General features: G+C 40.5%; 16 protein-coding genes, 1 pseudogene and 1 other annotated feature. All 17 genes and pseudogenes read left to right on the plus strand.

Features of this window, described 5'->3' with window-relative positions; all coding sequences use genetic code 11:
- Positions 1 to 17: 17 nt before the first annotated feature.
- The 17 genes and pseudogenes from DDE80_RS05935 (at position 18) to DDE80_RS06015 (ending at position 23429) form a co-directional block, all read left to right on the plus strand.
- Positions 18 to 1388, plus strand: a complete 1371-nt coding sequence (locus DDE80_RS05935) for a hypothetical protein (protein ID WP_108306755.1) — start codon at positions 18 to 20, stop codon at positions 1386 to 1388.
- A 65-nt stretch (positions 1389 to 1453) separates the two neighbouring features.
- Positions 1454 to 2998, plus strand: a complete 1545-nt coding sequence (locus tag DDE80_RS05940; RefSeq protein WP_108306756.1) for an S-layer homology domain-containing protein — start codon at positions 1454 to 1456, stop codon at positions 2996 to 2998.
- Positions 2999 to 3022: 24 nt separating this feature from the next.
- Entirely contained in the window at positions 3023 to 5914 is a 2892-nt protein-coding gene (locus DDE80_RS05945) for a VWA domain-containing protein (protein ID WP_161952277.1), read from the plus strand.
- Positions 5915 to 6126: 212 nt separating this feature from the next.
- Positions 6127 to 7488 carry a glutamyl-tRNA reductase gene (hemA, locus tag DDE80_RS05950; protein WP_108306758.1) on the plus strand — a complete coding sequence of 454 codons (1362 nt, stop codon included), beginning with the start codon at positions 6127 to 6129 and terminating at the stop codon, positions 7486 to 7488.
- A gap of 97 nt (positions 7489 to 7585) precedes the next feature.
- Positions 7586 to 8416, plus strand: a complete 831-nt coding sequence (locus DDE80_RS05955; RefSeq protein ID WP_108306759.1) for a cytochrome C assembly family protein — start codon at positions 7586 to 7588, stop codon at positions 8414 to 8416.
- Between the two features lie 16 nt (positions 8417 to 8432).
- Positions 8433 to 9365, plus strand: coding sequence for a hydroxymethylbilane synthase (gene hemC / locus DDE80_RS05960; protein ID WP_108306760.1), 933 nt, complete (start codon positions 8433 to 8435; stop codon positions 9363 to 9365).
- Complete coding sequence (locus DDE80_RS05965) at positions 9355 to 10083, plus strand: uroporphyrinogen-III synthase (RefSeq protein ID WP_108306761.1); 729 nt, start codon at positions 9355 to 9357, stop codon at positions 10081 to 10083. The genes hemC and DDE80_RS05965 overlap by 11 nt, the downstream gene beginning before the upstream one ends.
- Positions 10080 to 11051 carry a porphobilinogen synthase gene (hemB, locus tag DDE80_RS05970; protein WP_108306762.1) on the plus strand — a complete coding sequence of 324 codons (972 nt, stop codon included), beginning with the start codon at positions 10080 to 10082 and terminating at the stop codon, positions 11049 to 11051. The genes DDE80_RS05965 and hemB overlap by 4 nt, the downstream gene beginning before the upstream one ends.
- Positions 11052 to 12344, plus strand: a complete 1293-nt coding sequence (gene hemL / locus DDE80_RS05975; RefSeq protein WP_108306763.1) for a glutamate-1-semialdehyde 2,1-aminomutase — start codon at positions 11052 to 11054, stop codon at positions 12342 to 12344.
- A gap of 118 nt (positions 12345 to 12462) precedes the next feature.
- Positions 12463 to 12909 carry an SRPBCC family protein gene (locus DDE80_RS05980; RefSeq protein WP_108306764.1) on the plus strand — a complete coding sequence of 149 codons (447 nt, stop codon included), beginning with the start codon at positions 12463 to 12465 and terminating at the stop codon, positions 12907 to 12909.
- A gap of 50 nt (positions 12910 to 12959) precedes the next feature.
- Positions 12960 to 13171 (plus strand) — a binding site (T-box leader).
- Positions 13172 to 13215: 44 nt separating this feature from the next.
- A complete protein-coding gene (locus tag DDE80_RS05985; protein ID WP_108306765.1) occupies positions 13216 to 15858 on the plus strand; it encodes a valine--tRNA ligase in 2643 nt (880 codons plus the stop codon).
- 49 nt (positions 15859 to 15907) lie between these two features.
- Complete coding sequence (locus tag DDE80_RS05990) at positions 15908 to 17191, plus strand: bifunctional folylpolyglutamate synthase/dihydrofolate synthase (RefSeq protein ID WP_108306766.1); 1284 nt, start codon at positions 15908 to 15910, stop codon at positions 17189 to 17191.
- Positions 17188 to 18402 (plus strand): bifunctional folylpolyglutamate synthase/dihydrofolate synthase, encoded by a 1215-nt coding sequence (locus DDE80_RS05995; protein ID WP_108306767.1) that lies wholly within the window; start codon positions 17188 to 17190, stop codon positions 18400 to 18402. Before DDE80_RS05990 ends, DDE80_RS05995 begins: the two co-directional genes overlap by 4 nt.
- 110 nt (positions 18403 to 18512) lie before the next feature.
- The gene (radC, locus tag DDE80_RS06000; RefSeq protein ID WP_161952278.1) at positions 18513 to 19004 is read left to right on the plus strand and encodes a RadC family protein; all 492 of its coding nucleotides are present in this window, start codon (positions 18513 to 18515) and stop codon (positions 19002 to 19004) included.
- A 532-nt stretch (positions 19005 to 19536) separates the two neighbouring features.
- The gene (locus DDE80_RS06005) at positions 19537 to 20634 is read left to right on the plus strand and encodes a group II intron reverse transcriptase/maturase (RefSeq protein ID WP_108306769.1); all 1098 of its coding nucleotides are present in this window, start codon (positions 19537 to 19539) and stop codon (positions 20632 to 20634) included.
- 704 nt (positions 20635 to 21338) lie between these two features.
- Positions 21339 to 21449, plus strand: a pseudogene (locus tag DDE80_RS06010) (JAB domain-containing protein); the annotation flags it as partial.
- A 969-nt stretch (positions 21450 to 22418) separates the two neighbouring features.
- Positions 22419 to 23429 (plus strand): rod shape-determining protein, encoded by a 1011-nt coding sequence (locus DDE80_RS06015; protein ID WP_108306771.1) that lies wholly within the window; start codon positions 22419 to 22421, stop codon positions 23427 to 23429.
- Positions 23430 to 23436 lie beyond the last annotated feature (7 nt).

Below are 23436 nucleotides of genomic sequence, written 5' to 3' on the forward strand. Positions count from 1 at the left end.
AAAGGAGGAGAGCTACGTTGAAGAAGATAGCAGGAGTGCTTTCGACTTTTGTGTTGGCTATGGTGCTAGCTTTTCCATTAGCAGCTCAAGCGAAAGACAATCTAGGTACAATTACAGGTTCATTGACGAGTATTGACCCGAAAGGTATGTATATTACCGTACAACTTAACCGTTCAACAAATCAAACATTTTATATTAACAGCAATACGGTTTATCGCAAAAATAGCGGCGTTGTAGATATTAGTGAAATGTACGTGGGAGATGTGGTGAGTTTAACATTAGCAAGCCCTTCTAGTTCGCTAGTCACTTCATTAACAATCCAATCGGTAGGAACGCAAGTGGAAAATATTTATCGCGGTACAATTACGGCAGTAAATAGTGCAACAAATCGTTTAACGGTACGTAACGAACAACCGTTAGAAGACTGGGAATTTGGCTTCCGTGTTAATGCTAAGCAAACGACGACCAATTTCCAAAGTCGTACACCTATTTACGTTGGTAATAAAAAAGTAGCAAAAACAGCATTGAAAAAATATATTAATAGTGATGTTTATTATGTGACGACCAAACAATTTGGCAAAGAAGTTATTCAACAAATGATTGTGCGAGAAAACAATGAACGTACATATTATGAGCCGATGTTAGCAGTCGATACACGTTATAAATTTATGGATTTAGCTAATGTAGGAAGAATGTACTTCCATGATGGTTCAATCTTAGTACGTAATGGTCGCTTAATTAAACCGACAGGCTTAACAGTAGCTAATCAAGCGTACGTTGTAACAGATGGTCATACACGTAATAACTTTGTGCATGTTGCGCAAGTAATGCATGATAGTTTTACGTCAGCTAACTTTGCAGGTCACGAGCTTTATTACGGTAAAATAGAGCAAGTAAGCGACAACTACTTAATGGAGGTCACCGATGCGGTAAAATATGACCGTAATCGCTGGACATTCACAGATGATGATGTTTTCTCATACAGTAACTCAACAGTAGCAAAAGTAGATTTGGATGCACAAATCATTTCACTGAAGGCTGAGATGGATCTCTTTAATTATGAAGGTGATTATGCTTACTTTTATGTGAAAGATGGTCATGTACAAGCGTTACAAATTATTGATCAAGCAGATCACTTAAGTACGGTAACAGCTGTAGGTCGTGTTTCTGACGTAAATCTTAACTTAGGTCAACTGACGTTAAAAGATGTGGCGCAGTGGCGAGCAAGCGGCTTTGTACAAAGTGGCCGCCTAGTAGATATGACAATCGACCGTGCACTTATTATTAAAGGCGGTAAAGTCATTGAAGCGAGTCAATTAAAAATGCATGATCGTATCGTTGTAATTTATGATGATGCTTTACAAGCAGCGATTTTGTTAGTGGATTAAGTGTAGTAAACAAAGGCGTGTAGCACTACACGCCTTTCTTTATAAAGAAAGGTAGGCATGATTAAGTGAAAAAATTAGCTATCGCTTCTATAGCAATGGTTACGTTGCTATTTACATCGCCTGCGAAGGCCGAGACACTCGATATGAGTGGCGGTGTGAAAAATAATTATCAATATGAAGAAGTTGTATTTATTTCAGGTCAACCTGTGCTCTTTAAAGGAGAGGGAAAAGCAATCTCGATTAAAGAATCCAATAAAGGCGGGAAAGCTAAACGCGATATTTCACTGACGTTAACAGGGCCTAGCAACCGAGATAAATTAACGCGCAAAATTTCGTATGAGTCAGACGTGATAAGTTACGATAATATCGGGCAAAAAACAGCTGAAGAGAAAATCACAAAATATACAGAAACGATTGATATTGGTCAAGATAAATACAGTCTAATTGACTATGAATATTCTGATGCACAATTTGTAGATGTGCGACCTGCTTCAGATTACTATTCTGGCAAAGGTATCACGCGAAAAGTATTTGATCGTAAAGTGAATCGTAACGCACCACAAGAGCGTATTAACGTCAACGTGGAAACGCGTCGTGCAGGCTACGAAAATTTTTGGGGAGCAACAGAGGCTTTAATTAGTGATTATAATTATGAGCGTGAACTAGACGGTATAGTTGATGAAGAATGGACTGTGACGAATAAAGTGAACGTTACAAAATCAAGTATTATAGAACTGCAACAAAATTTAGCATCAGGTGTGTCGTATGATGAGTATTATGTCATTGAACGCTATAAAGAAATGGGTTCTATTTACGAATATGAACTTCCCGACGGTACAATGGACGAAATATCTTTAGAGAAAGCCTATACACCAACGAATAGCGCTTTGCCTGTAGCTAAATTTAACGATATCCAAAATTTAGATGATGAAGCCTATGAAGCGATAAAAAAAATGTATGGTTTACAAGTCATTAACGACTACCCAAGCACTATTTTAGGTATTCGTTCATTTAAACCCGGTGTTTATATTACGCGTGTAGACTTCACATCAGCATTGGCAAAGCTCATTGATTTACGTGTAGATATGCCAGACGAAAAATCGAAAACGAAAGCGAAAGGCAAAAATAACACGAGTTATTTCAAGGACTTGCCAGCTACTAATGAAAATTATGAGGCTATCTTACTCGCTGTGCAAAAAGGATTGACGACGGGCAATGGCAGATGTGATTTTACGCAGCCACCTATTGTGGAAAAAGCACCTAGCAAAAATAAGCCAGGCATTACAAACCCTTGTAGTTTTTCACCGAATAATGCATTGACGCGAGAGCATGCGGCAAGCTTTATGATTCGCGCATTAGGTTTACAAAATAACCAAGCGAATATGCAAGCCGTTCACCTGTATTTAGATGACGATGCGATTGGAGAAAGTCACCGTAATAATGTGTATTTAGCACAAGAACTAGGTTTAATGCATGGAACTGAAGATAGATTTGAACCTCGTAAAAATTTAACGCGTGCACAAGCAATGCGTATGTTAGATCGTTTATTAAAGCATCTAGAAGATGATCTGAAGTCACGCTATGTGAATGATGTCATCTTTTCACAATAAATGAAGGAAAGAGAGGGCATAGGGATGAAGTACACACAGAAGTTAATAGCTAGTATGTTAACTTTATTACTCGTTATTACATCATTTTTGCCATTTGTAGCTGAAGCAGCTTCTTTTACTGATGTGTTGCCAACGAATGGTAAGTACCCTGCAATTAACTGGGCAGTTGAAAATCAAATTATGGACGGCCCTGGTCGTTTTGAGCCAAATCGTGATGTTTCAGAAGACCTTTTAGTACAAACGATAGCGCGTGCAGATGAGCATTACCAGCAAGCGAATGATGCGGATATGCGCTATTTGTTTTATGGCGAATTTAACTTACCGCTAAAAGGTTATGTGAATCGTAATCTTCGTACGCAACCTGTGACACGCGGTGAATTTGCCCGTGTTTTTGCAGCATTTCGTGGTTATGATTTGAGTGAAATGCAAGCGGTACAATTTTTATATACACAAGGTATCACAACAGGTGTGACGGGCAAAAAAAATTATCCTGATTATCAGCCTGAACGCAAGTTAACGAAAGGCGATCTAGCTGTATTTTTATACCGTGCACAACAAAAAGAGAAGTTAGCAGTTAAAGGCTTGTCATTAGCTCCTGTTGGACGTGATGATAGTAAAGTTACTTTACCCCACGGCTTTGATGGTAACTCTACCGCTGTTTTACCAGAGCCTGAGGAACAAGAAGGTAATGATATCGTAGGTTCTGAGAGTAGTAAAGGTCTTGTACAAGATGTGCGTATCGAAAAGCAAGAGTTAATTGCGAACGGTGTGGACCGCACGATGATTGAAGTGCAATTACAAACATGTGATTTAACGCCAATTGATGAAGAGAAGGTTTACCAGTTCCAAGTGAAATCTAAATTTGGCGCTTACGCAGTAGACGGAGAAGGTAAAGTTACACGTAATGTATATACAGATGGCAATACGATTTATGCAGAGATTGTAGCGCCGCAATTGACAAAGTCTGTACGGGACACAATTACATTTGAACTAGTAGAAAATCCTGATAAAGAAATGAGCTGCTTTGTTGGTAAAAAAATAGAAGTGCCCCTACGCTATGTGCCAAAAGCAGAAATGCGCGTAACGTATGAAGTATGGGACCCAGATCAACCAGAAGATGAGAATACAAATGTTAAACCACCTGCTATTATTACAGAAACATCACCAGAGTTTTTCCAAGATGGTTTAATTGATGTGTATAATTTATATGACGGTTACAAGTTTGAAATTGGTCAATTAGCAGAGTTCCGTGACGTACTCGGTGAAATTAGACGTGAGTATATTCATTATGGTAAATATGAAAATGCTGAAGATGATGCGTTAAGCTATGAGAACGCTATTTTAAAATTCGAAAATTACCCAATCGCGTTATGGTTATTTGATCGTATTTTACAAAATCGTGTATATGAAGGCATACGCTACCCAGCAGAAATTCATTACAGCCAGGTTGACCCACTGCGCCCGACCTATACAATTCAAGGTATTGATGATGTAATCGCCTCACAAGCTGAGCAAATTAATGCGGTAGCATCGATTGTACAACTGATGGGATATTTACCGGCAGAAGATAAAATTACGTTAGAACATTACGATAGTATTTATTCTATCTGGTCAATTTATGAAAATCTCGGCATTAAAGAAAAGGATGTCTTTTTAGCGTACGAAAAAGGTAAAAAGCTCGGGCAATTAGAGGCGTATAAAAAGCGTGTAGATGCTTTAAAAGAAAGTGAAATTATCGCCAATCGTCCTAAAGAGTTTGAACGCTATACAAAAGTTATGGTTAACCTTTATATGCCAGGTGGAGAAGTAATTACTGACTATCAAGGTGAAGTGAAAGTAACATTTAATGGTGAAGAGCGCCGTGGTCATTTTATTACGAATACATCAAGTGCTCTTGGAGGGACAGGTGAGCCTGGGACAGCGGTCGTGTATTTTGATTCCATCGTTTATGGAGAGTCAAAAGCACAAGTAGAAATCGTAACGGGCGACAAACAGTATGATGATATGTTAAAAAGTGTCATGGTGCCACAAACGCTAGATATTTATACCGACCCACGCTTTGAAACGAATAGCTGTACGCGCGCTACAGAAATCGGTTTTGTAGTTGACTACTCAGGCTCTATGAAAGCGGTAGACCCTAATAATGACCGTGCGCACTATGTACGCAAAATGATTAAACAATTTGAAGCGGAAAATAATATCGTTGTACGTGCAGATACAAAAGGTAAATTGCTTAAAAAAGGGACAACGAAAGAAGTGTTACAACACTCATTATTTGATAACGAGATTGATAAAGGTGGTACTAACCTTTTAAAATCAACAGAGGTCGTATTTAATCACTTTACTAATAGTAAGCAAACGACAAAAGCTTTAATTGTTATATCAGACGGCAAGACGTCAGCAGCAAGCATCCGTAAAGTAACGAAAAAAGCGCAAGATCAAGGCATTAAGGTGTATACGATTGGTGTAGGTGAAGGCAAGCAACTTAACAGTCGCACGTTAATCCAATTAGCGAACGAAACGCAAGGTGCTTACTTCCATGCGTTAGGACGTCATCAATTCCATAATCACGCACAAACGTTAATTAATTCGATTTTATGTAATCGTATTTATGATTCATGTGCGATTAGCGATAATTTATTGCGTAATCCAACAGTCCGTTTACGCAATAACCGAGTGACGATGCAAACACAAGTCGATGCTACGTGTAATCTTGTGGATAGAGTAATTGTTAAGTATCGTGCAACTAGTGGCGATTTAGAGTTCACGTTAGGTAATCGCAGCAATGTATTGCATACAACAACACAGCCGGTTGCACAGTTTACAAACTTAACGTTGAGCAGCAATGTTGAATTTTTAGCTTTAGATAAAGACGGCAACGTGTTAGCGCGCAAAAATGTTACGGTTTCACAGTAAAGAGCGCCCAACAACGTGTAAATAATAAAAATGCGAGGCGATAATTAACATCGTCTCGCATTTTTATATTTTCACATATTTCGTTTTGGTTTTGTATTGTAAGCAACTATGGGATAATGACGTCATAGCGTTCACATTTCTGTTGAGAATTGTTAACGATACTGTGGTATAATTGTTTCATGAATTTAGAAGGTGTGAGGTGGCGAAGGTTCATGCATACAATCGTGGTAGGCTTGAATTATAAAACAGCGCCTGTTGAAATTCGCGAGCGTCTTTCGTTTATTGAAAGCACGTTACCGAAAGCAATGGAAGCGCTACAACAACAAAAAAGTATTTTAGAAAATATTATCGTATCAACATGTAATCGTACAGAAATTTATGCGGTCGTAGATCAATTGCATACAGGGCGTCACTATATTAAACAGTTTTTAGCAGACTGGTTTGATTTATCAATTGACGCGTTTGCGCCGTATTTATTTATCCATGAAAACGAAGCAGCATTTACGCATTTATTCCGCGTAACAGCTGGCATCGATTCTATGGTGCTTGGCGAGACGCAAATTTTAGGGCAAGTACGTGCAAGCTTTTTAAATGCACAGACGATTGGTACGACAGGAACGGTATTTAATCACATGTTTAAGCAAGCGGTTACTTTTGCTAAGCGCTCGCATACAGAAACAGCTATTGGAGAAAATGCTGTGTCTGTATCTTATGCTGCTGTAGAGTTAGCAAAAAAAATCTTTGGCTCATTAAAACGCAAGCATGTTGCCATTTTAGGCGCAGGTAAAATGGGTGAGCTAGCCATTCAAAACTTACAAGGTAGCGGTGTGGGCAAGATTACGGTTATTAACCGTACATTAGAAAAAGCCGAACTATTAGCTGAGAAGTTTGAAGGCCAAGCAAAATCCTTACAAGAATTGCAATGTTCAATGTTAGAAGCCGATATTTTAATTACGTCAACAGGCGCGAAAGACTATGTAATTGATTATGAATTAATGCAATTTGTAGAGCGTCTACGTAAGGGTAAACCGTTATTTATGGTAGATATTGCGGTACCGCGTGATATTGACCCACGCGTAGGAGATTTAGAAAATGTATTTTTATATGATATTGATGATATGCAAGGTATCGTAGAAGCTAACTTAGCAGAGCGAGAGCGTGCAGCAACTGAAATTGAAACAATGATTGAAACTGAATTAGTTGACTTTGAAAATTGGTTAGCAACTTTAGGTGTCGTACCTGTAATTTCTGCACTGCGTAAAAAAGCTAATGCGATTCAACAGCAAACGATGGTAAGTATTGAAAATAAAATGCCAGAGTTAACTGAGCGTGAGCGAAAAATTTTAAATAAACATACGAAATCGATTATTAATCAACTATTAAAAGATCCGATTTTACAAGTGAAAGAGATTGCTAACGAAAAGAAAGCAAGCGAGCAATTACGCTTATTCCAACAAATTTTCAACCTTGAGGAAGCTGTAGAGGAAGAAAAGCAAGCGATGGAACAAGTAGAAAAAGATCGCTTAGCACAAATGAAGCAACAAACAACGCCTACGTTGGGTTTATCATTTTAAGTAGTAAGATGAGGTGTTTTCGTATCTGTATGATAAAATGTAGATGCGGAAACACCTTTGTTTTTGCGAAAATTTAAAAGTTAAGAAGGGGTAAACGTTGACTGATGTTGTATTAATGCGACTATACGAGATCATGATTGTTATGTATGCAATTAGTCTCGTGTTTTATTTTGTCGATTATTTTTTAAAGCGCCCCCACTTACGTCGTATGGCGTTTTGGCTAGTGTCAATTGTTTGGGCGCTCCAAAGCTTATATTTGATTTTGTATATCGTAGAAACACAACGGTTTCCGATATTGTCCTTATATGAAGGCATTTTGTTTTATTCATGGTTACTCGTAAGTTTATCAATTATTTTGCATTGTATCGTACGAGTGGATTTACCTGTGCTCGTTATATATTCATTAGGCTTTGTGTTTGTTACGATTCATACGTTCATGCCTAAGCGAACTGGTAGTTTTGTACATGAAAATTTAATTTCAGAAATGTTATTTATTCACATCTTTGCAGCTATGGTAGCGTATGCTATTTTCACATTAAGCTTTGTTTTTTCTGTGCTGTATTTGATGATGTATAAAATGTTAAAAGAAAAGCGAACGACACCTGTGTTTTGGCAACGTTTTCCGCCACTTGAGCAAATGATGAATTGGATGAATGTATCGATTTATATTGGCGTACCTATATTACTCATTAGTTTATTGTTAGGCTTAGAGTGGGCTCTTTTACGTATCGCAAGTGTACCGCTGTTTGATCCGAAAATTATCGCATCATTTTTGATTGTCTTGATGTATAGTGGTATTATTTATGCAAATCGTAAAGGGAAATTGCGGAGTACCAAATATGCCTGGGTATTAATAGGGGCCTACGGTATCGTCGTGATTAATTTCTTTTTAGTGAGTAGCTTATCAACGTTCCATTTATGGTATTAAGAAAGGTTGGATTGTTTTGAGAAAAATTATTGTAGGTTCAAGACGAAGTAAATTAGCATTAACGCAAACAAAGTGGTTTATTGAGGAGTTAAAAGCTTCAGGTGCACCGTTTGAGTTTGAAATTAAGGAAATTGTAACGAAGGGCGATAAAATTTTAGACGTTCAACTTTCAAAAGTTGGCGGTAAAGGCTTATTTGTTAAAGAAATTGAGCAAGCCTTATTTGATAAGGAAATCGATTTTGCTGTGCACTCAATGAAGGATATGCCATCTGTATTACCAGAGGGCTTAGTGATTGGCTGTGTGCCACCACGTGAGGATCCGCGAGATGCGTTTATTTCAACAAATCATGTTAAGTTTGCCGATTTACCTAAAGGTGCAGTTGTCGGTACAAGCTCATTGCGTCGTAGTGCACAGTTATTAGCGCTGCGTCCAGACCTTGAAATTAAATGGATTCGTGGCAATGTAGACACGCGTTTAAATAAGCTACAAACAGAAGAGTACGATGCAATTATTTTAGCCGCAGCAGGTCTTAAACGCTTAGGGTGGAGCGATGATGTCGTAACAGAATTCTTACCGGTTGATGATTATATCCCAGCAGTAGCACAAGGTGCGTTAGGTATCGAATGTCGTGCGGATGACGAGGAGCTTCTTTTAGCATTAGCTAAAATTACACATGAGGCAACTAAAATCGAATCAGAAACTGAGCGTACTTTCTTAGCAGCGATGGATGGTGGTTGTCAAGTACCGATTGCAGGCTTTGCTGAGGCGAAAGACGGCAAGATTACATTCACAGGTATGGTAGCAGCACCAGATGCTTCTAAATTTTACAAAGAAACGGTTACAGGCACAGATGCCGAAACGGTTGGTAAAGAAGTTGCGCGCATGTTAACAGCACAAGGTGCTTATGATTTAATTCAAAAAGTGAAGGCCGAGAGCGATGCCGAGTAAGGTGCTTAAGGGACAAACGATTGTGTTAACGGGTACTAAAAAAACGCAGACGGTACATGATCAAATTACAGCTCATGGTGGGCAGGCCGTCTTGTTTCCGTTAATTACTACGCAACAAGTGACAACAGAGCAAGGTCGCTATGATGTTTCTACGTATGATTGGCTCATTTTTACGAGCCAAAATGCGGTAGATGGTTTCCTAACGCAATATAAGGGTGAAGTAACGGCTAAAGTAGCGGCAGTAGGTGAGAAAACTAAGCAAGTGCTTGAAGAAGCGGGCATTGCTGTCCACTTTATGCCAACGATTTACAGTGCAGACGTATTTATTAAGGAGTTTCCTAGTGTCGTAACAGGTAAGCCACGTTGTTTATTTATTCGTGGTAGCCACGCTAAACCGACAATACGAGAAGGCCTACCTTATAAAGTGGACGAGTGGACCGTATATGAGACTGTTGTGCAGACGGCCTATATTGAACCATTTATGGCATGTATTCAACATAATGATGTGACGGTCATATTTGCGAGCCCTTCAGCTGTAGAGGTTTTTCATACATATATTGCCCCTACAGTAGGATGGGATAGCGTACGCGTAGCTGCTATTGGTCATGTGACCGCAGCTGCTTTACGACAGCATAACGTGACGGTAGCCATTCAACCGCAAGTTTATACAATGCAAGCAGTAGTAGATGAAATTATACAATTGGAGGAACAGAAATGAATTTCCAAAGACATAGACGATTACGTCAAAATGCAAGTATGCGTGCAATGGTACGTGAAACACACCTATCAAAAGACGATTTTATTTACCCGATCTTCGTAGCAGAAGGCGAAAACATTAAAAATGAAGTGCCATCAATGCCAGGTGTATTTCAATACTCTATGGATAACTTTGGCGCTGAGTTAGATGAAGTTGTAGCGTTAGGTATTCCGGCAATTATTTTATTTGGTTTACCGCATGAAAAAGATGCTGAGGGTACAGGCGCATTTTGTGAGCACGGGATTATCCAAGAGGCAACACGCTTTGCCAAAGCGCGTCACCCAGAGTTGCTCGTTGTAGCAGATACATGCCTATGCGAATATACCGACCATGGTCATTGTGGTGTTGTAGAAGGCGAAACGATTTTAAATGACGAATCACTAGCGCTACTTGTTAAAACAGCGGTATCTCAAGCGCAAGCAGGCGCAGATATTATTGCACCGTCTAATATGATGGATGGCTTTGTCATTGCTATCCGCGAAGGTTTAGACGAAGCAGGCTTTGCTCATATTCCGATTATGTCATACGCTGTAAAATATGCTTCTGCGTATTATGGTCCTTTCCGTGATGCGGCTGATGGTGCACCGCAATTTGGTGATCGTAAAACGTATCAAATGGACCCAGCCAATCGTTTAGAGGCTGTGCGTGAGGCAGCGTCGGACGTTGAAGAAGGCGCAGATTTTTTAATTGTTAAACCAGGTCTTGCGTATTTAGATATTGTTCGTGATGTGAAAAATAACTTTGTGTTACCTGTAGTGGCTTATAATGTATCGGGTGAGTACGCAATGGTAAAAGCAGCCGCTTTAAATGGTTGGATTGATGAGCGTGCAGTTGTACTCGAAACACTACTTGGCTTTAAACGTGCAGGTGCAGATTTAATTATTACGTATCATGCAAAAGATGCAGCAAAATGGTTGGAGGAGAAATAAATGACACGTTCTTATGAGTTATCAAAAAAAGCATACACTGAAGCAGTAGACCTTATGCCAGGTGGCGTAAACAGCCCAGTGCGTGCCTTCAAATCAGTAAACATGGATCCAATCTTTATGGCAAGTGGTAAAGGTGCGGTTATTACAGATATTGATGGTAATGATTATATTGACTACGTATTATCATGGGGCCCGCTAATTTTAGGTCACACACAACCTGATGTTGTGCGTGCTATTGGCGAAACAGCGGCAACAGGTTCTTCATTTGGTGCACCAACCTTATCAGAAAATAAATTAGCTAAACTTGTGCTTGACCGTCTACCAGCAATGGAAATGATTCGTTTTGTATCATCAGGTACAGAAGCGACAATGTCAGCATTACGTGTTGCACGCGGTGTCACAAAGCGTGATAAAATTTTAAAATTTGAAGGTTCTTACCATGGTCACGGGGACTCATTATTAATTAAAGCAGGGTCAGGCGTTGCAACACTTGGTTTACCAGATAGCCCTGGTGTACCAAAAGACATCGCTAAAAATACTGTGACAGTAGCCTATAATGACTTAGCGGCAGTAAAAGAAGTATTTAGCGTGCATGGCGACGATATTGCAGCTGTTATTGTTGAGCCAGTGGCAGGTAATATGGGTGTTGTACCACCACAACCAGGTTTCCTTGAAGGTTTACGTGAAATAACAAAAGCAAACGGCTCACTATTAATTTTTGACGAAGTAATGACAGGCTTCCGTGTGGATTATGGTTGTGCACAAGAATACTTTGGCGTAGCACCGGATATGACTTGTTTAGGTAAAGTAATTGGCGGTGGCTTACCAGTAGGTGCATTTGCGGGTACGAAGGAAATCATGGAGCAAGTAGCACCAGCAGGTCCGATTTACCAAGCAGGTACACTATCAGGTAACCCACTGGCGATGACAGCAGGCTACGAAACATTAGTACGCCTTGATGCTACGAGCTATGATTACTTTAAAAAATTAGGTGACCAATTAGAGGAAGGCTTCCGCGCAGCCGCAACGAAGTATAACATCCCTCATACCGTTAACCGTGCAGGCTCAATGATTGGTTTCTTCTTTACCAATGAAGATGTTATTAATTTTGAGACAGCTAAAACGTCTGATTTACAATTGTTTGCGGAGTACTTTAAATTAATGGCAGAAGAGGGCATCTTCTTACCACCATCACAATTTGAGGGCTTATTCCTATCAACGGCACATACAGAAGCACATATTGCACAAACAGTAGATGCCTTCCATAAGGTATTTGCAAAACTTGCACGATAATAGAGAGAGGAGACGAGCAATCGTCTCTCTTTTTGTTGTTTTTCGCTAAATTGCCACGTACAAAACAAATGTTTGCTGTTATAATAAGAGCATTATAAATAGAAAGTAGTGGTTAGACATGGCAACAGGCACACATGTTGTAGAAGTACCCGTAGCAGTAGAAAAGGTTTGGGACTATGTAAGTGATATGGAGAAATGGGCAAAACTTGTACCAGGTTATCGCGCACATAATATGGTAAACGATAAACAGTCTACGTGGCGTTTTGAGGGCAGTGTAGGCGTTATTAAAAAGTCTGCTGAAGTACAAATTGATATTTTAGAATGGCAAGCACCGAATAAAGTAACATTTGAATTAAAAGGTTTAACCGATAATTTTGCAGGTAATGGTTATTTCCTAGCAGAAAAAATTGACGATACGAACACGCGTATGACAGGATTTTTAGATGTCAAAGCAGGCGGATTAGCATCAGCTGTGCTAAATCCTATTTTAAAACCTGTTGTACCAAAAGCAACGCAAATGTTAACAGACCGTGTAGCCAATGCGATTAAAGCATTAAACGCATAAACTACTTGAACAAATCGCGACTTAGCGATACAATATGTGAAAGTTAAATAAACGATGCAATGATAAGGAAGAGTAAAAAGTACGCGTAGGCAAGAGAGGAAACGGTAGCTGAGAAGTTTCTACTAAAGCGCTTTTGAAGGTAGCCTTGGAGCAACATTTGTGAACAACAGTAGCAAATGTCGGCAGCTAAGCCGTTATGTATTGAGTGCTAAGCTTCGGCTTGGAATAAAGGTGGTACCGCGAAAACTCCTTCGTCCTTTTTGTGACGTAGGAGTTTTTTTGTATGTAAAAAAGGGAGGAATTTAGATGACAGAAATTAATATGCCAACAAAGTATGAACCAACGGCAATTGAAGAAGGGCGCTATGATTGGTGGGTAAAGGGAGGCTTTTTTGAGGCGCAACCAGAAAGCGGCAAAGAGCCGTACTCCATCGTAATCCCACCGCCAAACGTAACAGGTAAGTTACACATTGGTCATGCTTGGGACACAACACTGCAAGATATTTTAATTCGTATGAAGCGTATGCAAGGCTATGATGCACTATGGCTACCAGGTATGGACCATGCAGGTATTGCAACGCAAGCAAAGGTAGAGGCAAAGTTACGCGAAGAGGGTGTAACACGTTATGACCTTGGCCGTGAAAAATTCCTTGAAGAAACAATGAACTGGAAAGAAGAATATGCAGGTCATATTCGCGAGCAATGGGGTAAACTTGGTCTTGGCTTAGATTACTCACGTGAGCGTTTTACATTAGACGAAGGTTTATCAGATGCGGTAAATGAAGTGTTCGTTAAATTATATAATGAGGGCTTAATCTATCAAGGTGAGCGCATTATTAACTGGGACCCAGCAGCAAAGACAGCGCTATCGGATATCGAAGTCATTCATGAAGAGGTAGAAGGCGCATTTTACCACATGCTTTATCCATTAGCAGATGGCTCAGGCACATTAGAAGTAGCAACAACACGTCCTGAAACAATGCTAGGTGACTCAGGCGTTGCGGTGCACCCTGAAGATGAGCGTTTTAAACACCTTGTAGGTAAAAAAGTAATCCTACCAATTATCGGACGTGAAATGCCAATCGTAGCGGATGATTATGTAGATATGGAATTTGGTACAGGCGTTGTAAAAATGACACCAGCCCATGACCCGAATGACTATGAAGTAGGTAATCGTCACGACCTTGAGCGCATCATCGTAATGAATGAAGACGGTACAATGAACGACCTAGCAGGCCCTTATGCGGGTATGGACCGCTTTGAATGCCGCAAGCAAATCGTTAAAGATTTACAAGAGCAAGGCGTATTAATTAAAATTGTACCGCATGTTCACCAAGTAGGTCATTCAGAGCGTTCAGGCGCAGTAGTTGAACCTTACTTATCAAAACAATGGTTCGTTAAAATGCAACCACTTGCGGATGCTTCACTACAAAATCAACAAAATGATGCGTCAAAAGTAAACTTTGTACCAAACCGTTTTGAAAATACATTTACACGTTGGATGGAAAATGTTCATGACTGGTGTATTTCTCGTCAATTATGGTGGGGTCACCGTATCCCAGCTTGGTATCACAAAGAAACAGGCGAGCTTTATGTAGGTACAGAAGCACCGAAAGATGCAGAAAACTGGGAGCAAGATGAGGATGTATTAGATACATGGTTCTCAAGTGCATTATGGCCGTTTTCTACAATGGGCTGGCCAAATGAGGAGAGTGAAGACTTTAAGCGCTACTTCCCTAACAGCACATTAGTAACGGGTTATGATATTATTTTCTTCTGGGTATCACGTATGATTTTCCAATCATTACACTTTACAAATGAGCGCCCATTTGAAGATGTATTAATCCATGGTCTTGTGCGTGATGCAGAGGGACGTAAAATGAGTAAATCACTTGGTAATGGTGTTGACCCAATGGACGTTATCGCCGAGTATGGTGCTGACTCATTACGCTACTTCCTAGCAACAGGTTCTTCTCCAGGTCAAGATTTACGTTATATGACAGAGAAAGTTGAAGCAACTTGGAACTTTGCGAATAAAATTTGGAACGCAAGCCGCTTTGCTTTAATGAATATGGACGGGCTAACGTACGAAGAAATTGATTTAACAGGCGAAAAATCAGTAGCTGACAAATGGATTTTAACACGCCTTAATGAAACAATTGAGCGCGTAACAAGTCTAGCTGACCGTTATGAGTTTGGTGAGGTAGGACGCGAGCTATATAACTTCATTTGGGATGACTTCTGTTCATGGTATATCGAAATGGCAAAACTTCCATTGTATGGTGAGGACGAAGCGGCGAAGAAAACAACGCGTTCAGTACTTGCACATGTGCTTGATCAAACGATGCGTTTGTTACACCCATTCATGCCATTTATTACAGAAGAAATTTGGCAACACTTACCACATGAAGGTGAATCAATCGTAGTGGCAGCTTGGCCAACTGTAAATGAAGACTTTAACTTTGCACAGGATGCAGAGGATATGAAGATGTTAACAGAAATTATTCGTGCTGTACGTAATATCCGTGCAGAAGTAAATACACCAATGAGCAAAAAAGTGCCGCTATTTATTTCGGTAAAAGAAGCAGATGCCAAGGCGATGCTTGAGCGTAATGCCATGTATTTAGAAAAATTCTGTAATCCTGAAACACTAACAATTGGCGAAAACTTAGAAGCGCCAAGTCAAGCGATGACAGCTGTTGTATCAGGCGCAGAACTGTTTATGCCACTTGTTGGCTTAATTAATGTAGACGAGGAAATTGCTCGTCTTGAAAAAGAGCTTGAAAAATGGGCAAAAGAAGTTAAACTTGTAACAGGTAAATTGTCGAACGAACGCTTTGTGGCGAAAGCGCCAGAGCAATTAGTAGCAGCAGAGCGTGCTAAACTTGTAGACTATGAGGAAAAACACGCACTTGTTGAAAAACGTTTAGCAGAATTAAAAACAATGTAAGTTAAGCGGTGAGCGTAATGCTCACCGTTTGCTATTTTGGAGGTAGCGTATGTTTAGAACGATGGAGCAATGTACAGAAAAAATTTTCAGTTTGCGTAAAGTAAAAGATGCAAGACCGCATGAGCAGTTGCGTCGCATTTTGCAATTGCTAGGTAACCCTGAAGCAACATTGCAATTTGTGCATGTTGCAGGTTCTAACGGTAAGGGCTCAACCATTGCGATGTTACGCGCATTATGTGAAGCGAGCGGTTTGCGCGTAGGTGTCTTTACCTCACCTCATTTAACGCGTGTTAATGAACGTATTGTCGTTGATGGTATGGAGATTACGGATGAAGCTTTTTTACGTCATATGAATAGGTTAGATGAAATTATTCAAACACACTTTAACGGTGCGTATCCTAATTTTTTTGAAGTCGTTACGATCATTGCTTTCATGCATTTCGCTGAGATGAAACCAGCAATTGTCCTATTAGAGACAGGTCTTGGAGGGCGTTTAGATGCGACGAATGTTATCACGCCTTTAGTCGCTATTATTACAACCATTTCCTTAGAGCATACCGAGCTTTTAGGGGACACATACGCGTTAATTGCTAAAGAAAAAGCAGGTATTATTAAGCCTGGCGTTCCCGTGGTGACAGGTGTTCAAAATAAAGAAGCATTAGCAGTAATTCAACAAGTGGCTCACGAAAATGCAGCACCATGCTATGCGCTTTATGCAAACTTTGATGCGAAAGCTATCGTGCAGTACGAAACTGCACAGCGTTTTGATTATGTGGCTAAAGGCATTACGTGGAGCGGTTTAGAATTAACGATGCAAGGTACTCACCAAGCGTATAATGCAGCCGTCGCGTTAACAGCTATGCGTTGTCTGACAGAGGAGCTACACTTTGTATTTAAAGAAAGCATTGCGAAATTTGCTTTAACGCATGTCAACTGGGCAGGTCGTTTTGAAGTTGTCGATGATATCGTTTTAGATGGGGCTCATAATGTAGAGGGAGTTACGTCACTTTTAGACACGTTAGCTAGCGTTTACCCTGATACACCGTTTGATGTTCTTTACGCTTCATTGCAAGATAAAGATTATACAACAGCAATTGCCTTAATAGAAGAGCGTGCGAAATCGATGATGTTTACACAAATGGCAATGCCAAATGCTGTGCCAATGCTTTCCCTTTATGAAATAGCGAAACATCCTAAAAAAATGCTAGTACCTCGTTGGCAAGATGTTATTACAAATCATACGCCAGGTCGCTTACTCGTCGTAACAGGCTCGCTTTATTTTGTGGCGGAAGTACGTAAGTTTATGCTAAACCGAGTAGGTGGACGTAAATGATTACAGGTTTTGATGATTATCAACAACGCCATAAGGTTTTTAGTAAACCGATTATTGAACCTGGATTAGAAGCGATAAAAACGGTGTTAGCAGCGTTAGGGAACCCGCATCATCAATTGCGTGTGATTCATGTTGCAGGCACGAATGGTAAAGGAACAACAGTGGCATACACGAGTGCATTATGCCGTGCCCACCAGTTAAAAACAGGGGTGTTTATGTCTCCTGCGATTGTAGATGTACATGACCAAATTCAGTGCGATGGTCAAGCGATTACACGAGAAGCGATGGATGAAATTTTTATACAGCTAAAGCCATTCTCCAATCAGCTCACAGAATTTGAGCTACTCACAGTCGTTGCGCTATTGTATTTTGTAGCGCAAAAAGTAGATGTAGCGATTGTAGAAGCAGGCTTAGGTGGCTTAGAAGATGCGACGAATGTTGTATTACCCGTCGTTTCTATTATTACGAGTATAGCTCTTGAGCATACGCAGTTTTTAGGTAATACATTAGCGAGCATAGCCTATCATAAAGGCGGTATCATTAAGCAAGCACCCGTCGTTGTAGGGCGTGTGCCTGAAGAAGCGCATGTTGTACTACGAGCACTTGCACAAGATGTACCTTATTACCAAATCGGAGAACAAATCTTTGTCACAGCGGCAAGTTACAAATTTAAAACGACTACATTAACAAATCTAACGCGTCAGCTTAAAGGTACACACCAAGCAGATAATATGGCACTCGCCTTAACAGCTTTTTTACAGCTAGGTATACCGCTACAAGCTGAACGAGCGAAACAAGCGATTGCGAACACGACACTTCCTGCTCGCTTCGAAGAAATTGTACCGAATGTTTTTTTTGACGGTGCTCATAATGAAGCGAGTGCAAGGGAATTAGTTACGACGTTACAAACTTATTACCCCGCAACAAAGGTGACGTTTGTCGTCGGCATTTTAAAAGACAAGGCCATTGCGGATGTGTTGCGTGTATTAGAGCAAGTGAGCGATACATTTTACTTTGTATCTTTTGCTAATGAGCGAGCGGCTACTGCTCAAGACGTGCTGCAGATGAGCCGTGCAAAAGTGAAGCAAGAAACAACGGCAATTCGTGATACTATAATGGCAAAACGCGATGGTATAACCGTTGTAACAGGGTCGTTGTATTTACTCGCCCAATTACGCGAAATTATACTTTGCCAAACAGATGCGCAGTAAAATATAAATTTGCGGTTAAAAACCTTAGGAAAATGAAATTTTCACGAGGTGACCGACAATTTTCAAAACACCTTCTTTCCATTATGCTACTAGGAAAGGAGGTGTTTTTTATGGACATGTTGTTAGTGAAAGAAATTGGAGAAACAGCAACGCCCGATCAGCGTTTAATTCGTCAAGGTGCTGAGCGGTTAACCAATGCCGAACTGCTCGCTATTATTTTGCGCACAGGTACTAGAGCGTTATCAGCAGTGGAAGTGGCAACGGAAGTTTTGCAACAAGTAGAACATTTGCAGGCGTTAAGGCATGTAACGTTAGAAGAGTTAAAAGCGGTGCCAGGCGTTAGCAATGTTAAGGCATTACAACTGCTAGCGGTAGTAGAGCTAGGACGCCGCTTGGCACAAAAACCCCATGTGGAAAGCTATACCATTCGCTCACCTGCTGATGCAGCGGCTTATGTTATGGCTGAAATGACAGGGTTATTGCAAGAACATTTCGTTGCACTTTTTTTGAATGTGAAAAACCAAATTATTTATCAAAAAACCGTGTTTGTCGGTAGTTTAAACTCGAGTATCGTTCATCCACGCGAGCTTGTGCGCCCATAAGGGAACAAAAGAATCTGCTTGTACTAGCAGTAGGGAGAGATCACAATTACCTATCACCATCCAACTTATCTAAAAGGGAAACTAATTAGGGAGTGTAGCCTGTTGGAAAAGCGCTAAGTCACTGGAATGACCACAGTGCGACTGAAGTAGCAAGGTGAGATGGATGAATAAGGATAAAGGCTAAACTGCTTGAATGACAGTTCAATGGGGACGACGGGGCCTATAGTGAAGGTCAAGGAAGTACACTATATGAAATGAAGCCGAGCGTTAAAAAGCTCGACGGTCGGCAGTGATCTTATTTCACCAAAAAAGATAGAAGAACGAACGTCATATCCGCTATCATCTACTAAAGTCTTTTGTTAACTAAATGGGGATTGCCTAAGGCTTTATGCTAAGGTAACGGAGCTCTCGTAGTAGTCAGAGCTAGGGAAAGCCTAGTACAGGGCGAAGGAGAGCAGTTTACAACTTTGTTACTTACTGAGGAAGGAGCGGAGGCTCTATTCGAATTCCACATGTAGTAGTAAATCGTCTAATGCAAAATGCGTCTATCCCACACTATCAATTTAAACGCCTATACCGCAATTTATACAATGAATTATTTTATGATGAAGCGTATACATTGTTATTTAACAAGCCTATGCCAAGTGACATCGCAATGCGTGTTGCTACGATGATTAAGCAATTAAAACAAGGATGCGTGCAGCCTAGCAGTATACAAGCTATAGAAATTGCCTTGTTACAAGAAGTTGTGCGACGTTTACTTTCGTGTATTTATATGCCAGCATTGAAAGGGTGTTTTACGCAGCGGCAAGCGGTGCTTGCAAAGGTAGCGATTACTTTTTCGTCAACAAAATGGTTGGTTGTAATTGCGCCAAGTGATGTTACTACACCACAAACGAAGCAACTTATACAACGCTTGCGACAAAAAATTCAAGATGAACGCTTGCTTCATTTAATCGAGCTATTCTATCGCATGGCACCTGTTGGAAAGGTTAGTCAAACACTTAATCAGTTATTGCTAAATATTTATTGGAGCGAAGTCGATCATAATATGCAATACCATAAGCAGTATGTGCGTTTTGGTACACATCTTCTTATCGGAATGAATGGCAACAAAAAGCAGGCGCTCGCTTTACTCAAACAACTACAAAATCACATTGAAAACGACATAACGCTTCGTCTTCAACGCTCACTCACATTAGTAAGCAGTCGGCGAGGTGTGCAATTTCTCGACTATGAATTACGTACAGTAGCAAAAACAAATACACTGCGTTTATTTATTCCTCGCGCATTAGTTGAACAACAACTCCTTCGATTGAAAGCGATGAAAATCACTCGAAATCAACACTATTATCCTCTCCATCGCCCCGCTTTAGTACACCTGCCAGATGGTGTTATTGTACGGAAATATCATAGAGATGTCCTTCGTTTTTGTCAGCATTATCAGCTAGCTAGCAATCGCCAATTAATGCATACCTTTATATCGATTATGAAGTACAGCATGGTAAAAACGTTTGCTAATAAATATAAAACGAGCGTTAGAAAAATAATGCGGAAATACAATAAGCACGGTATATTTTGTGTGGAAGAAGCAACAGGGCAAATTTGTTTTATGCGCCCTAAGCGTTAGATTAAAGTAAATGGAAAGCCGTATACGCTGAGAGGTGTACGTACGGTTTGGCGGGGAGCGCTTGCTTACCCTACTTTCGAGAAGCTGTTAAACGATCAGCAGCGAGTATTATTGTATGTCACAACCATCGTGCGACACGTTCGTAATTGAAAAGATTGCGCACTATTCGTGAACGCTTTATGCGATAGGTGAAATGAGAGGGTAACGCCTTGAAGCACTTACTCTAATCCTCCGATATGCGCTTTGGCGTATAAAGCTCGGTGAAGTCGGCTGAATACGAAAGTAAATAAGCCGGGAGTCGTAAAAGCTTAATAAGGTGAGCGTAAGCAAACTAATGATGAAGACCTAAAGTGACAAATTACGTGTTTGTGGGCAAGTAATTCGGGTGGTGATGAAAGCACCATGCATCGTTACAGGCGATGGGTAAACACGGGGTAAGAGTTAGCACCTATGTTAAGTAGTGATAGCATAAAGTGAACGTGGAAAGCTACTGACGATGAGGTAGGAAGGAAAAACGATGCGTTATAACTTCCTTTAACAGTAGTGAGAGCAGAGGCACGAGCTGAGAACTTCCTGTAATGGGAACGGAGCAACAGCCTCAAGTCGTTATAATAACGATGGAACGCCGTGTGCGGTGAAAGTCGCATGCACGGTGTGGAGCAGGGGAAAAGGCGGAGGTAACGAGGCCTTACCTATTGCTATCAAGTGGAAACCCACAACCGAGTCCTGAAGACATTGAAGTGACAAAGCGCTTACAAGAAGCAGGGCTTATTATTGGTATTGAATTGGTCGATCACAGTGCGCACTGTTCCTAGACAATCTGACTAGAGACAGTCAATAAAACTAGGCAAAGTATTTCGCTTTGAACTTTACGTGTGAAAAGTTGGGGAAGCACCAACTCACTATGAAATGTTGGTCATAGTGCCCTAATCCTCCGACATGTAGCCGCGGTTAACGACACGGCTGTATGAAGCTCGGTGAAGACGCAAAAAAGCAGACCTGTGAAGCGGTTAGCGAAGTAAGCGGGGGGCTATAATTTTACTAGGCTGACGACAGGAACCCTCGTAAGTACAGCTCGATAGACCAAACGTGACAAATAAGAAGTGACGTATAAATTTAATGACGAGCCGCGTTTTTGTGATAGCGTTTGCGCGTACTACTAAATAAACGGTAGTATTTTGCGTCCGGCCAACAGTGGACAAAAAAATCATTAACGGGTTAAAGAGGGCAGCTAAGGTAAAAAGGAAAGCTAACGCGTAAGGAACAGTGGAACCTTAAACGATAATGGCAATATGCGTTAACATAGATGTATCGAAATTGGAGGAAATGCCAATTGTATTTAAGGGGCAGCAGCCCGTAGTAGCGTTGAGATTTCTGTAATGGAAATGGAGCGAAGGGGCATAGTCAACGCTAAGTGCGCTGATGGAACGCCGTATGAGGTGAAAGTCTCACGTACGGTGTGAAGCGGGGGAAAAGGAAGCGCGACCGTGGAAAGACGAGCGTCATCCTTACCTATCGCTATTCATTATTGGGAATCACAATTATGTCAGCTTAAAAGAAAAGGGATATATTACTTAAGCGCGAGAGAAATCTCGTGCTTTTTTGTGCAACTAAATAGCAGTAAAAACGTTCCTATGAACATGGGATTGTAAAATTAATTGACCAACGTACAGAAAGGGGAGAGATGGCACTATAAATTTATGTATTTTTCCGTTATAATAAGTGGTAGTTTTCATAATTACAATCAACTAACTATGTTTCGTTAAAGAAAGGGAGTACTCAATTTGTTCGGATTCGGAAGTAAAGATGTCGGCATTGACCTCGGCACAGCAAATACATTAGTTTTTATTAAAGGAAAAGGTATCGTTTTACGCGAACCTTCAGTAGTAGCACGCAATACAAAAACAGGTGACATCGTTGCAGTAGGTAATGATGCTAAAAATATGATCGGTCGTACACCAGGATCAATCGTAGCAATTCGTCCGATGAAAGACGGTGTAATTGCGGATTTCGATATTACAACAGCGATGATTGAATATTATTTAAAAGAAGCATCAAAAAATTCAGGCGGTAATTGGAAAAAACCAAACGTTATGATTTGTGTACCTTTTGGTATTACTTCTGTAGAGCAACGCGCAGTAATTGATGCATCTCGTCAAGCAGGTGCACGTGAGGCTTTCACAATTGAAGAGCCATTTGCAGCAGCAATCGGTGCAAACTTACCTGTATGGGACCCAACAGGCTCAATGGTAGTTGATATCGGCGGTGGTACGACAGAAGTGGCTGTAATTTCACTTGGCGGTATCGTAACGAGTGAATCAGTACGTGTAGGTGGCGACGCAATGGACCACGCGATTATTGCTTATATCCGTAAAACGTATAACTTAACAATCGGTGAACGTACAGCTGAAGCGATTAAAATGGAAATTGGTTCAGCATTAGCTGATGATAACGAAAAAATGGAAATTCGTGGACGTGACCTCGTAACAGGTTTACCAAAAACATTGGAAGTTTCGAGCGAAGAAGTGTCAGAATCATTACGCGAATCAGTGACAGCGATTGTTGACGGCGTAAAACGCACATTAGAACATACGCCACCAGAGCTATCAGCAGATGTTATGGAGCGCGGTATCGTTTTAACAGGCGGTGGTGCACTGCTTAAAAACTTAGATAAAGTATTGAGCGACGAAACAAATATGCCTGTATTTATTGCGGAAGATCCACTCGACTGCGTAGCAATTGGTACGGGTAAAGCGTTAGATCATATCGATATTATTCGTCAACAACAACTGTAATTGTGAG

The sequence above is a fragment of the Metalysinibacillus jejuensis genome (assembly GCF_003057615.1).
GTDB classification, from domain to species: Bacteria; Bacillota; Bacilli; order Bacillales_A; family Planococcaceae; genus Metalysinibacillus; species Metalysinibacillus jejuensis.

What these genes read in the sequence shown, in the direction of transcription:
- DDE80_RS05945 (WP_161952277.1), top strand. Translation starts at nt 3,023, where the DNA reads ATGAAGTACACACAGAAGTTAATAGCTAGTATGTTAACTTTATTACTC.
- hemA (WP_108306758.1), top strand. Translation starts at nt 6,127, where the DNA reads ATGCATACAATCGTGGTAGGCTTGAATTATAAAACAGCGCCTGTTGAA.
- DDE80_RS05985 (WP_108306765.1), top strand. Translation starts at nt 13,216, where the DNA reads ATGACAGAAATTAATATGCCAACAAAGTATGAACCAACGGCAATTGAA.
- DDE80_RS06005 (WP_108306769.1), top strand. Translation starts at nt 19,537, where the DNA reads ATGCAAAATGCGTCTATCCCACACTATCAATTTAAACGCCTATACCGC.
- DDE80_RS05990 (WP_108306766.1), top strand. Translation starts at nt 15,908, where the DNA reads ATGTTTAGAACGATGGAGCAATGTACAGAAAAAATTTTCAGTTTGCGT.
- hemB (WP_108306762.1), top strand. Translation starts at nt 10,080, where the DNA reads ATGAATTTCCAAAGACATAGACGATTACGTCAAAATGCAAGTATGCGT.
- hemL (WP_108306763.1), top strand. Translation starts at nt 11,052, where the DNA reads ATGACACGTTCTTATGAGTTATCAAAAAAAGCATACACTGAAGCAGTA.
- DDE80_RS05965 (WP_108306761.1), top strand. Translation starts at nt 9,355, where the DNA reads ATGCCGAGTAAGGTGCTTAAGGGACAAACGATTGTGTTAACGGGTACT.
- DDE80_RS05995 (WP_108306767.1), top strand. Translation starts at nt 17,188, where the DNA reads ATGATTACAGGTTTTGATGATTATCAACAACGCCATAAGGTTTTTAGT.
- DDE80_RS05980 (WP_108306764.1), top strand. Translation starts at nt 12,463, where the DNA reads ATGGCAACAGGCACACATGTTGTAGAAGTACCCGTAGCAGTAGAAAAG.
- radC (WP_161952278.1), top strand. Translation starts at nt 18,513, where the DNA reads ATGGACATGTTGTTAGTGAAAGAAATTGGAGAAACAGCAACGCCCGAT.